The sequence below is a fragment of the Pseudanabaena sp. BC1403 genome, assembly GCF_002914585.1.
Lineage (GTDB): Bacteria > Cyanobacteriota > Cyanobacteriia > Pseudanabaenales > Pseudanabaenaceae > Pseudanabaena.
Genome location: NZ_PDDM01000083.1, coordinates 1 through 445, shown reverse-complemented (window position 1 = coordinate 445; position 445 = coordinate 1). Strand labels below are relative to the sequence as shown.

Annotated in this window: 1 protein-coding gene; it reads left to right on the top strand. The window is 36.0% G+C overall.

From position 1 onward, the window contains the following. Nucleotides 1-10: 10 nt before the first annotated feature. A partial coding sequence (locus CQ839_RS24680; RefSeq protein ID WP_146048821.1) for a hypothetical protein occupies nt 11-445 on the top strand: 435 nt, incomplete at its 3' end.

Genomic DNA, 445 nt, shown 5'->3' with positions numbered 1-445 from the left:
CAGCATCAAGATGAGTTGTACTAATGGCTCCAAAAAAAAGGAAGGGGCGCAAGATTACATCAATACAAATGAAATTGGTGTGCTTTGTGCTCTTTTTGAGCTTGAGGGTGCGCTATGTAGGTTACTAGATTTAATCCCTGAAGCTATTCAAAAGATGGCTACGCTTAAGTTTGACAGAGATGATACTTTGAATTTCTTTGAAGAACTGACAAAGAAAGCTGCTAAAAAAACACTCGGACTTATCTATGATGAGGTTCTTAACAGAATAGAAGTAACTCAATTTTGTGAAGTAGAACCCCCTCCATTACCAGAGCCGATAACCTTTTCAGATGTTTATATATTTATTGCTGAATTAGTTCCAATTCTTAATTATTTCTTTTTAGCAAATGAAATTCTTTCAGGAAATAGCACGAAGCTGTTAGATAAGATTGTCGGGTATTGGCTC